This window comes from Sphingomonas lacunae (assembly GCF_012979535.1).
Taxonomy (GTDB): domain Bacteria; phylum Pseudomonadota; class Alphaproteobacteria; order Sphingomonadales; family Sphingomonadaceae; genus Sphingopyxis; species Sphingopyxis lacunae.
Genome location: NZ_CP053015.1, coordinates 26,703 through 38,657 on the forward strand (window position 1 = coordinate 26,703; position 11,955 = coordinate 38,657).

At 60.4% G+C, this 11,955-nt stretch carries 10 protein-coding genes; 5 read left to right on the forward strand and 5 right to left on the reverse strand.

Going from position 1 to position 11,955, the window contains the following annotated elements; genetic code table 11:
- Positions 1-22: 22 nt before the first annotated feature.
- Positions 23-1,336, reverse strand: a complete 1,314-nt coding sequence (locus tag GV829_RS00100) for a radical SAM protein (protein ID WP_169943262.1) — start codon at positions 1,334-1,336, stop codon at positions 23-25.
- 178 nt (positions 1,337-1,514) lie between these two features.
- On the opposite strand from GV829_RS00100, the gene GV829_RS00105 reads away from it, so the two are divergent.
- Complete coding sequence (locus GV829_RS00105) at positions 1,515-2,204, forward strand: OmpW/AlkL family protein (protein ID WP_169943263.1); 690 nt, start codon at positions 1,515-1,517, stop codon at positions 2,202-2,204.
- 80 nt (positions 2,205-2,284) lie between these two features.
- Here GV829_RS00105 and GV829_RS00110 read toward each other — a convergent pair whose 3' ends face one another.
- Positions 2,285-2,980, reverse strand: coding sequence for a Crp/Fnr family transcriptional regulator (locus GV829_RS00110; RefSeq protein WP_169943264.1), 696 nt, complete (start codon positions 2,978-2,980; stop codon positions 2,285-2,287).
- A 381-nt stretch (positions 2,981-3,361) separates the two neighbouring features.
- On the opposite strand from GV829_RS00110, the gene GV829_RS00115 reads away from it, so the two are divergent.
- The gene (locus GV829_RS00115) at positions 3,362-3,667 is read left to right on the forward strand and encodes a hypothetical protein (protein ID WP_169943265.1); all 306 of its coding nucleotides are present in this window, start codon (positions 3,362-3,364) and stop codon (positions 3,665-3,667) included.
- A gap of 214 nt (positions 3,668-3,881) precedes the next feature.
- Entirely contained in the window at positions 3,882-4,787 is a 906-nt protein-coding gene (locus GV829_RS00120) for a response regulator (protein WP_169943266.1), read from the forward strand.
- A 30-nt stretch (positions 4,788-4,817) separates the two neighbouring features.
- Here GV829_RS00120 and GV829_RS00125 read toward each other — a convergent pair whose 3' ends face one another.
- Positions 4,818-7,157, reverse strand: a complete 2,340-nt coding sequence (locus GV829_RS00125; protein ID WP_169943267.1) for a sensor histidine kinase — start codon at positions 7,155-7,157, stop codon at positions 4,818-4,820.
- A gap of 627 nt (positions 7,158-7,784) precedes the next feature.
- On the opposite strand from GV829_RS00125, the gene GV829_RS00130 reads away from it, so the two are divergent.
- Together GV829_RS00130 and GV829_RS00135 are read left to right on the forward strand one after the other, a co-directional pair.
- Positions 7,785-8,330: a heme NO-binding domain-containing protein gene (locus GV829_RS00130; protein WP_281356144.1), complete on the forward strand. Its 546-nt coding sequence runs from the start codon at positions 7,785-7,787 to the stop codon at positions 8,328-8,330.
- Positions 8,330-9,637: an ATP-binding response regulator gene (locus tag GV829_RS00135; protein ID WP_169943269.1), complete on the forward strand. Its 1,308-nt coding sequence runs from the start codon at positions 8,330-8,332 to the stop codon at positions 9,635-9,637. The genes GV829_RS00130 and GV829_RS00135 overlap by 1 nt, the downstream gene beginning before the upstream one ends.
- On the opposite strand, the gene GV829_RS00140 is transcribed toward GV829_RS00135, so the two are convergent.
- Complete coding sequence (locus GV829_RS00140) at positions 9,634-10,404, reverse strand: enoyl-CoA hydratase-related protein (protein ID WP_169943270.1); 771 nt, start codon at positions 10,402-10,404, stop codon at positions 9,634-9,636. The two genes, GV829_RS00135 and GV829_RS00140, sit on opposite strands and share 4 nt — an antisense overlap.
- 167 nt (positions 10,405-10,571) lie before the next feature.
- The gene (locus GV829_RS00145) at positions 10,572-11,735 is read right to left on the reverse strand and encodes an iron-containing alcohol dehydrogenase (RefSeq protein ID WP_169943271.1); all 1,164 of its coding nucleotides are present in this window, start codon (positions 11,733-11,735) and stop codon (positions 10,572-10,574) included.
- Between the last annotated feature and the right edge of the window lie 220 nt (positions 11,736-11,955).

Here is an 11,955-nt window from a genome sequence, read left to right on the forward strand (position 1 = left end):
CCCGCATCCCCCTGCCCCGGCATCACACCGCACTGCTGAACCTCTGGGGCGTTTGGGCCCGGTAGGGGTCAAAAAGGGCAGCTATGCTGCGGGCATAGGGTCGGGTCGCGTCGGTAGGGATCAAAAGATCGCCGTCGATCCGTGCCAGGCCACGCTCAATGAAAGGCTCCAGCGCAGTCATCGGCAGCGCTCCGCTGATCTGGGACAGATCCGTCGGGCGGGCGCACAATATGTCCTCGATGACCATACCCCGGTCGCGGTCATCGCGGCTGCGCATCAGGCCCAGCGTCCCGGTCAACTGATCCTGCGACAGGCGCATCCGGTAACGACCGGCATTTTTTTCATTCTGGATGATCCGGTCGGGAAAGATGCTGATTGCACTTGCCCCCAACCCGATCAACCGTTCCGCCTGATCGTCGGTAAAGCCCTGGAAATTGCGCCGAAGCGTGCCCTCTCGGGCTGCAGCCGCCATGGGATCATGTGGCAGGGCGAAATGGTCAAATCCCACCGCCTCATATCCGGCCGCACGCAGGGTCTCATAGCCGCGCGCCGCCATGGCAAAACGCATCGCCTGGTCAGGCAGCGCGCTGGCATCGATCCTGCGCTGGCGCGGCAGCAGATGCGGGACGTGGGCATAGCCGAACAAGGCAATGCGCTCCGGTGCCATGTCGATGGTGGTCGCCAGCGTCGCGTCCAGCCCGTCCATCCCCTGCCCCGGCAGGCCATACATCAAGTCAAAGTTGATCGACCGCACACCATGACGCCTCAGACCACCGACAGCATGCTCGATCATTGCCAGGGGCTGGACCCGCCCGATCCGTTCCTGAATGGCAGAATCAAAGGTCTGCACCCCCAGGCTGACATTGGTGACGCCAGTCGCGCCCAGGACCTGAGCCCATTCCTCGGTGAAGCCCCGCGGATCAAGTTCGACCGAGATCACCGGCGCATGGGTTGAAAAGGCCGTCAGCACCCGGTCGAGCAATCGTACATAGGCTATCGGCGCAATGGCATTGGGGCTACCTCCGCCAAAGGCGATCCGTGCGACCCGGCAACGATCGGGCAATTGCCCCGCTACCAGCGTCACCTCGTGCATCAACGCATCAAGATAGGCGGAAAGCCGCTGTGCCTTGTTGGCGGCACCCGTGTTGCACCCGCAATACCAACAGATTTGTTCGCAAAAAGGGATGTGGAGATAAAGGGACACATCACCGTCACAGGCGGCGATTGCGTCAGGCAGCATATCATCGCCGGGCAACGGGCGGAACTCCGCTGCGGTAGGGAAGCTGGTATAGCGCGGCACCGCGCGGTCCAGCAGGTCGGGATGATAGGGCCACATGCCACAGATAACTGCCAGCAACGACCCTTTGCTTCATTGAGACAGATCAAGAATTTCCTTGTCCCTCGTCAATGCCGGGCGGTGATGAATCGACCAGAAGCGCCTTCGAACCCGCCGGTGGCCAAGGGGGCCGGAAGCATGAACGGCGGGCGGAAAAGAGCGAAGACTGGAGACTATAATGATCAAGGCTGCTTTCCTCTCCACGGCTGCCGCCGCTGCAATGGCACTGGCCGCGACCCCGGCAATGGCCGGTTCCTCCGACGGACAAATCCAGGTCAAGGTGTTGGCCACGGCCGTCCTGCCCAACGGCGAGATCAGCGAAGTCAACCGCGACCTCATCGGCCTGCCAGCTGGCACCGATACTGCTGCTGACGACAATTATGTCCCGACCGTCGCTGTGGAATATTTCCTGACGCCCCAGATCTCGGTTGAAACCATTTGCTGCGTGACCCAGCACGACGTCACAGCGGTCAGCCCTGCGGCGATTGCCGGAGGCGGCATGGTGTCCAACGCGACGATCATCCCGGCCACCGTCACGCTGAAGTATCATTTTGGTGAAGCCGGCGGCATCCAGCCCTATGTCGGTGCCGGCCCGACCTATTTCATCTTCATCAACGAAAAGCCCGGCGCCCTCGCCCGCACGCTCGGCGCGACCCGGCAACAGCTCAACGACCATCTTGGCGTCGCGCTTCAGGCGGGCATCGATATTCCGGTCAACGATAGCGGTATGGCACTGAGCATTGATGCCAAACGCTATTTCCTCAGCACCTCGGCCCACTGGTTCAACGCCGGCGGCACGGAAGTGTTGAGCACCCGCCACCGCCTTGATCCTTGGGTGATCAGCGCAGGCGTCGCCTTCCGCTTCTGAGCAAAGGCCAGTGAATCCGTCGCACCGGGGCCTGCAACACCCGGTGCGGCGCGCGCGACGGCCTTGCGCCGCATAACCCCCTAGCCTGCCATGTGGGCAAGGCCGTCGCGGTTTTTGATGATGATGTCCCGCCGCGACGGCAGGTCTATATAACCGTCGTTGCGCAATTTGGTCAGCTGACGGCTGACCGTTTCGATGGTCAGCCCCAAAATGTCGGCAATCTGCTGCCGGCCGAATGGCAGGGTGAACTGCTCCATCGGCCCGTTGCTGATCGAGCAGGTTCGATCGACCAGCCGTTCCGACATTTCGAGCAGGAAGGTCGCAACCTTCTCCGGTGCCGACTTGCGTCCCAGCAACAGCATCCAGTGGCGCGCACGATCAAGCTCGGTCAATGTGCGCTGCAACAATTTATGCTCGAGCTCGGGATGCTGGCGGGCAAAGGCGTCGAAATCGCTGCGGGTAAAAGTGCATACCCTGGCATCCGTCATCGCCGTGACCGTATGCTGGCTTTGCGCACCAAAAGGCCTGCCAATGAAGTCTGCCGGATAGACGATGCCGACGATCTGTTCGCGCCCGTCGCCCATGCCCGTAGAAAGTTTCAAAACGCCATCAATGACATTGGCGACCATCAACGAATCATCGCCTTCCCACATCAGCGCCTGTCCGGCGGTTATCGACTTGGTGCGGCCAATCCGGTTCAACGCCTGCAGTTCCTGTCCGTCCAGGACGGCACAAATGGCACGATTGCGAACGAGGCAACTATCACAGGACGTCATGGGCGGGGGCCTATCACTCTGGTCTTACTATGGGCAGTCTTTGTGACCATGAATGTGCGCTGATCCGCCGATTCAGGCAAGAACTTTGCCGGTTGCCGTTCCGTGATCCCCGCAAAAGCGGCCGGAATTCGATTGCGGTCGCGGCCCGTAGTGCAAATGATGCCAAAACGGCAGCGACAGGATTTGCACAGTGCAATCATCAAGCCCATTGCAAAGGGGCAGTTCAGGTCGCGCGGAAACGCCGACTCACCCTGCCATGCGGCCCCCATCCGCATGTAAATAGGGCGAAGCGAGCCATGTAGGTCCCTGCACTGGATCGCTTCGCCCCACTACCCCCCTCAAATTGATATCAGCACCTTTGATGGCTGGCCCGCTCCCGGCTTGAGCGATTGGCCCTTCAGCCCGTTGGCAAGCACCATTGGGCAGGCGTCAACAACTGCCATTCTGGTTTCAACTGCGCTGGCATTACCTGCCGAAAAATCGCCACTGATGGTGAAAGAAAAGGCTGCGTCACAGAACGCAAAGGGACCACGCATGGGGATACAAGATAACGCAGGATCGGGGCAGTCCGACCCGAACATGGCAAGTTCACGCATGGGCTGCCTTTGGATGCTGATCGCCTGCCTAGCCGGGCTGGCATTTTACGGCACCATCTTCCAGCTGCTGCAAGCGCTATTGACCCAGTGACAGACTGCCAAAGTGGCAGGGCTTGCCACGTCAACAGCTGCCCAGCAGATGATGCCATGACTCAGGCGAAGGCCGGCGATCGAGGCGACGGCCACACGGCCGCACAGCCAATGACGATTGTCATGATTTAACTCTAATTAACGGTATTTTCTTTGAAAATGACAAATTATCGGCAATACTCCATGGAAGATCCATCAGTGGGGGGAGGGATGCAATGACGGACCCGGAACCTACCTTGCCGAATGCCGGCTCCGCTGCCCCTGTTGACCGTCCTTGCGTGCTGGTTGTGGATGATGACGCAGCCTGTCTTGAGGAATATTCGGCCACACTGGATGAGCTGCGCTTCCCCTTCCGGGCGCTGCAGGCACCCGAATTTGCCATGGAAATTGTGCTGGGCGATCCGTCGATCGGCATTGTCCTGACCGACATACGCATGCCGGGCATGAACGGGATCGAACTGATCGGCAAAATCCGCGAGAAGATTACCGATGGGCGATTCATTGTCCCGATCGTCATCACCGGATATGCCGATATCGATCTGGCCGTGGCTGCCATGCGGTTTGATGCGGTGGACTTCCTGCGCAAGCCGGTCTCGCGCACCGAATTTTCCGAAGCGCTGGCACGGGCGGAATCCACCTGGATCAATCGTAACCGGTCGCTGCAAATCAACAATCTGGCCAGCCTGAGCAGCGAGGTGACACGCCTCATCTCCCAGTTTGATCAGGTCCGGCAGACCGGGGGCGATGCGTCGGAGGAAATTTCCGATGCAACGGTCAAGCGCGTGATCCAGAATTTGATGATCAGCCGCCAGAAGCGGGCCGAGTATCTGCCGCCGGACCTGTTCTCCGATCCGGTGTGGGACATATTGCTGGACCTGACAGTGGCCTATCTGGATGGTCGGCCCATTCCGGTTTCCAGTGCCTGCATTGCCTCGGGCGCGCCGATCAGCACTGCGCTGCGCCGTATACGCGAACTCACGGAAATCGGCATGATCGTGCGATGGCAGGACCCTGACGACGCCCGCCGGGACATGGTATCCCTGACAGAGGAGAGCATGGACAAAATGCGGGCTTATGCGCGCGACCTGATCCGCCGCATCGAAGACAATGCGCGCCGCTGAACCCGGCCATTTGCCCTGGCAGGGACGGGTTCAGGCGATCGGAAGATAGACAGTGACTGTGGCACCAACCCGGTTGTTGCGTGCATAAACCTCCCCGCCACACGCCTGGACCAGCGAAAACAGTTTTGCGAGGCTCAGACCAGCTCCCTGCGCAGTGCCCTTGATCGACATGAATGGGCTGAACAGATAGGGCATGATCTCCGGATCGATACCCGGACCATTGTCGCTGAACTCGAGTTTCACTCGGGAAATATTGCTGAAGCGGGAAACGTGAATGGTGACATGACCGTCGCCACTGTTCACCCTGTGCGCATGAGCTGCTTCGACAGCATTGCGCAACACAGCCGAAAAACTGTCGATCAACGCCTGTTTGTTGCCGCGCACGGCTACCGCTTCATCGGAGGGCTGATACTCAAGCTTGACCTGGCGACTGCTGGCAAAGGGACGAACCGCCTCTAGGCTCGATCCTAGCAGTTCGGCGACATCATGCTTCTCTTCCAGTCGCGGATCCTGATTGGCAATGCCTTCGACCGTGCGTAACAAGGTTCCGGCGCGCCGCACCTGGTGAATGATCTTTTCCGTTTTCTCCTGAAGATAGCGGTCCCGACCGCCCAGTTCGGCAGCATTTGTGGCAACATAGTGCGAGAGATTGTCCGCTGCCATGGAAATGACATTGAGCGGCTGGTTCAGTTCATGCGCCAAGCCTGCCACCATCCGACCGATCATCCTTATGCCGCTGGTCTGACCCAGCAACTCACGCATCGAGTTCAGTTCGGTGATATCAGTGAAGACGCCAATGACCTCCAGCATGTCATTGGCCGTCCGGTGACTGCTCAGCCGCAAAAGGATCCAGCGCCATTCGCCGTCGGTTCCCATCAGCCTCAGTTCGGTGCCGACGTGGCCCTCCCGCCCCAGATCAGTCAGCATCAGCCGCAAGGCTGACCGGTCCTCAGGATGCAGTCGGTGAAGTGCCTTGAAAGGGTGGGAAAACAGCTCCGACCCGACCTGCAACCGTTCCTCTGGCCGGGCAGAGATATATTGCAACGCGGGTTCCCCAAGGCGTCGCTCGACCAGCCAGGCAGCAAATATCATTGGCGACTGGGTACCGATGACGTTCAGGCGAGCCTGCAATTCCATCGACCGGTCCCGTTCACCTGACAGGCTTTCGCTTACCTGCTGCAAGAGGAGCCGGAACCGATCAATCTCGATGAATTTCTGAGGAGGGAGAACAGGCACGCTGAAATCATAGGCTTGCCAGCTATCGATCGCCGCCTGCATCTCGACAAAGGGGCTGAGCACGCGATTATACAATATGCCGCCCACCGCCATGATCAGGGCAACCGCCGCGATCAGCAGGAAAAAATCACGACGCAAATCCATGAAACTCTTGTCCACCATCGCCTTCAGCGATGTCGTGGCGCGCAGCTTGCTGTGCCCGGATTCGGCTGGCAACGATATGGTGAAACTGCCGTCGCGCCATTGCTGGATCAGCGAACCGCGCTCGGGCAGGAACAGCACGGCATTGGGCATGCTCGGCAATGCCAATATCGCGCCGCCCCGATCATCTACTCCGGGCATCGACGGACAGGTCGGATTGCAGGCAGACGTCGACCGCCCTTCGCGGTCGATTGCTTCGAAACGCAAGGGCGCAAAATCATCGAAATCAGGCCTGATCGCGCGCACCCTTTGCAGTGCGCGGTCCATATCGGTGGCAGACAGGGCCTGATCCTCCGGAGCGACATCCCGGCCCACCGTTTCGGTGAACTGGGTCCAGGCGACGGCATGCAGTGCCAGCTTGGTCTCCCCCTCCTGTCGCGCATTCTCGAACGTCAGCAACAAAGTCGGGATCAGCACAAAGGGCAGCACACCGCTGGTGGCAAATCCCATGACCGATATCGGCCGCAAAAAATGATAGCCGCTGAATGTCAGGCGGATGAATGTGGCCAGAAAGGTTCCGAGCGAAACACACAAAATGCCGTTCATCGCCTGTTTGATATAGACCATGAACCACATTTCACGAGGGAAGCGAAGATACTCACCATAGAAAAGGGCCATGATAACCGGCCCGAGCGCCATCCAGAACAACGTCAGGGTGGCCAACGGGTTCAGCCGCCGCAGCATTGTTGCCACAAAAACGAACTCGGCCATGCTGACCAGCGACGAATAGGGGTGTGACCACAATGCCCATGTCGACACGGCAATGATGCCGGCAACAATGAAGGGCCAAAAACCGTTGCGATCAAATTGCAGATAGAAATAAGCGAGAGCTGAACCTAGCGCAAAGTCCAGCCCGAAGGGCCCACGAATGGGCACATACAGATTCACGCCCACACCCAAAAGCGCGATGGCAAGCGCTGCAAACGCTTGCATGAACCTGCTTTTGGTCTGCGATCTGATGTGCATCCAAGGGGTGCCTGTAATCCTACCCCCAACCCTTAGGGAAAGCCCGATAACAGGGCAACCTGTTCGGATCGTGGAAGTGCCAAAAGTTCAGATATTTCTGAAGCATGGGCTGATCGATTGACAGTTGCCGGGGTCGGGCGTGCCGACCTGCCGGACGGACCAGAGCCCAGCCGATCGGCACGATGGACTGGCCAAGCTTGAACACGGCCAATCTGTGAACCAGAATACAGGCCCAACCTCCCTCGGACCATGCACCCCAGTGTGAAGCCAGAATGCGACCCGGACCCACGCCCGTCGTGTGCGGCAGCCGACTCGCGAACGCAACGCGGGTCGTTGCCGCAATGGCACGAATCCGGTCACGCCCCGCGTGGATGAACCGGCTTCGCAACGAATTCCCCGCGACACTCGCGCCATTTTTGCAAAAGCCCACGGATTTTCGGGAGGATGCGCTGCCAGCACCGCATGTCATCTGCCCGTCATCTACTGCCAAACTGGCAGCGACTAAATGAAATCCTGCTATGAAACCCGTCGTCCTTGCAATATCAGAAAAGCCAATCAATGCGTTGATGTAACGAAAAAATTCGGGCAGGGACTGTGTACGGCTTATTCCACCGCGCCATTCGCGAAATGATGGCCAACAGACTGGGATCTGCAGGCTGGGCAGAACTGGAGCGCGGGCTCGGGCTCGGCGCGGCTGACTATATCACAGCACGGGTTTACGCTGATGATCAGACCATCGGCATATGCAGTGCCTGTGCCGATGCGCTGGGCCAACCCCTCCCGGATTTCTTCTTCGATTTCGGTGTCTATTGGGTCGAATTCGCAGCTTCGGGCCCCTATCGGGGCGTGATGCAGTCAACCGGCACGACACTGGCCGAGATGCTCGCAAATCTCGACCGGATGCACAACACCATCCGCCAGGCCATGCCACAGGCACAAACGCCCTTGTTTGCTCTTGTTGAAGATCGCGGGGACAGCCTGATCATCGACTATCGTTCGCCTCGCGAAGGGTTGGAGCCGCTGGTGTCCGGCCTGCTCACCGGCCTGCTCGATTATTTCGGTGAACAGGGCAGCGTGACAAGGCTGCAAGAACATGACGGGCGGCGGTTCCACATCCAGCTTGGCCGCGGTCAGGCCTGATGGCCGCTTTTCACGAGGGCCAGATGCTGCCGGCCGTTACCGGGGACAATGCCGATCCAAAAAGCGCGACCGAGCTCAGCAACAGCTTGCTGGTTCAACTTCAGCAGGGCCTGCTGGCCGAGGCGCTGGAATCTGCGGTTGAGCTCGACAAGGCTCGCCTGCATGGCGAGGAATTGCTGCACAACATATCGGAAATCTGCGGATTTCTCGCGCATGATTTCAATAACTATCTGTCGATCATCAGCATGAACTGCGACGCACTGACGACGGACGACGAACAGCGGCGACTGCGTGCCCGCGACGCCATCGCCAATGCTGCGCGGCGCGGCAAGGAACTGGCCACTTCGCTCATCAACCTGTCCCGCGACAAGCAGGCAACCACCGAACTTGTGGATGTCGACAAATTTGTTCGCGCCAACCATTCGCTGTTGGCTGCGGCAGCGGGCGGAGAGTCCCTGCTCAGCCTCAATCTCGACGCGCCGGGCATGTGTGTGCGTGTCGAGCCCGCGGCACTAAGCCACGCGCTAGTCAATCTGGTGATCAACGCCCGCAAGGCGCTTCGCGGCCTGCGCAGCGATGGCATAGACATTTCCACCCGGGTCGACAGTTCTGGCCCGCATCCACTGCTGCATCTGGCGGTAGGCGACAATGGCGTCGGCGTCTCGGGGCCGATGCGCGACAGATTGTTTCAGCGTTTTGCCACCGATCGGCTCGATGGCGTCGGCCTCGGCCTCGCATCTGCCGACCATTTCTGCCGCAAATATGGTGGCCATATCGCCTATCGTCCGGCAGAAGTGAGCGGCTCGGTCTTTACCCTCTTGCTGCCGGTAGCCGACGGCCTGCCCCCCGCCGCGCCCGATCGCCCGGATGGCCCGTCAGCCGAGGCGGTTCCGGTCAACGACGCTTCTGTGGCGGGCAACAATGATTGCGCCCCCAATCCCGACCAGCACCCCGCAACACTCAGCGTCCTGATCGTCGATGATGAGGCCGATGCGCTGGAAGCCATGGCCGAACTGCTTGCGAACTTTGGCTGCCGGGTAGCCACCACTTGCTCGCTGGGTGACGCCTGGGCGGCCTGGGGCGATACGCTGTTTGACATCGTCTTCATTGATGCATCGCTGCAATATGGCGAACAGGCAGCCTTCATCGCTTGGGCGCGGGACCGCAATCCCAATGTCAGCATCGGCGCCATCAGCGGGGCGCTCTCCCGCCTGACCTCTACCCCGGACTATGACTTTGCCTTGCCCAAGCCACTGTCCAAACAGATGCTCGGGTTCGTCCTCGAAGACTATCGCGCCCGGCGCTAGCGCCCCTTCCACTGCGGCGCACGCTTTTCGGCAAAGGCCCTGGGCCCTTCCCGTGCATCCTCACTCTCCCGCCATGCGGCATAGGCGGGATAACGAGTCTGGTTGGCAATGGCCTTGGCCAAGCTCGGCTCATCCAGACCCCTCATGACCGTTTGCTTGGACGCACGGATTGACATGGGCGATCCTTTGAGGATTGCCTCGCACCAGCGCAGCGTCGCGGCTTCAAGGTCGTCCGGTGTCACCACCTCGTTGACAAAGCCCAGACGCATCCCATCGGCGGCGCTGACCCGTGCCGATGTCAATATCATCCCCATAGCCTGTTTCAGCCCGATCTGGCGGGCCAGCCGGTGCATCCCGCCTCCCAGCGCCACTGCGCCGACCAGCGGTTCCGGCAATCCGAAACTCGCCGTCTCAGACGCGATGATGATGTCGCAGGCCAGCGCCACCTCGAACCCGCCGCCGAGCGCCAGGCCATTGACGGCCGCTATCACCGGCTTGTCGAGATCGAACCGTTCAATCAGGCCGGCATAGCCGCTCGCCGGATAGGCAGCCCCCAGATCCCGCGCCTTCAGGTCACTGCCTGCGCAAAAGGCCCGCTCCCCAGCCCCGGTCACAACCGCGACAAACTGGCTGGCATCTGCCGCAAAGGCATCGAACGCCGCCTGCAATTCATGGTGCATGGCTGGGTTGATGCAATTCATCACCTCTGGCCGGTTGAGGGTGATGGTGGTGATGGGCCCTGCGCTGCTGACGGTGATGAAGTCCATGGCAATCCTCCCCTATATGCCCTGCCGATGCCGCGAGATGGTGACACTGGCAACTGGCAAAGATGCAAGGCCAACGTCCTTATCGCATATGGTGGAAGGACGGGCGTCGCAACTTGCCGCCATGTCGTCGCTGGACGGACTGTCCGGCACCACCGCTCCTCTGAGACTCACGCCCCCCAGACTTGCCTGTACAGCGCCTCAATCTCGGCCGCCTCGGGCACGCGGGGGTTGTTACCTGGCGAGCCAGAGGCCAGTGCCTGCTGGGCCATAACCGGGATAACCAACTCCCATTGGGAAGCCTCAATTCCGCAATCGGCCGGGCCGGGCACTTCCAGATCGGCATTGAGCGCGGCCAATTCATGGAGCAGCGCGGCAACCGCCGCCTGATCACCTTCGCCATCGCTAGCCACACCCATCGCCCGCGCGCAATCGGCATAGCGGTCCAGCGCCGCCGGGGCCGACCAGGCGGTGACTGCGGGCAACAACATCGCGTTGGAGAGGCCATGCGGCACATGAAAGAAGGCGCCAACCGGACGGCTCATCCCATGCACCAGCGCCACCGAGGCATTGGAAAAGGCGATGCCGGCCAGGTGAGCGCCTTCCATCATCGCTGCGCGTGCACCATGATGCCCCGGCTCCGCGCAGGCCGTGCGGATATTGGCGGCAATCAGACGCATGGCTTTCAGCGCGACCGCATCCGAAAAGGCATTGGCGCGGCGCGAAACATAGGCCTCAATCGCGTGAGTCAGTGAATCTATGCCGGTATCCGCCGTCAACCGCGCCGGTTTGCCCAGCGTCAGCTCATAATCGACAATGGCGATCACCGGCATCAGGCCCAGCCCGGCGCAAAGCATCTTCTCGCTGGTCGCCTCGTTGGTGATGATGGTGAAACGGGTCGCCTCTGATCCGGTCCCGGCTGTTGTCGGCACGGCAATGATGGGCAGGCCTGGCGCATCAAGCTGGTTCGGCACCTTCATATCGGCGTAAGGCATGGCATGGTCCGCGCGCAGCGCCACCGCCTTGGCCGTATCAATCGGACTGCCACCGCCAAAACCGATAATGCAGTCAAAGGCTTGGCTTCTCACTGCTTGTTGCACGGCCATCGCGGCAAGTGCCGACTCGATCACCGCTGTCGTCGGGTCGGACCGCGTCTCGCTGAACAGGCCGTGGCCGATGCCTTCCTTGTCCAGAACCCCGGTCAACCGATCAAGCAAGCCGCATGTCGCGATGAAATCATCGGTGACGATAAACGGCCGGCAAAGCCCCATCTGCGCCATCGCTTCGGGGAGTTCGCTGAGTGACCCGCCGCCCAGGCGAGTGATGCGCGGCATGATTATCGTCGCCAAAGGGAGGCATCCTCCGAAAAAGTTAGCGGGACTCGGCAGGTCTGCCTGGCCTCGGTTTGTCAAATGATCATGGCCCCCGCCCGATCTTGAACAGTCGCATGGATGCCGGTGATCACGGCTTGTCGATTGCCAGCGTCCAATCGTCAACACCAAAGGCCCCGGCCATTCCCGCTGGGGCAGGAGTGACCGGGGCCCTGTGGTGAGC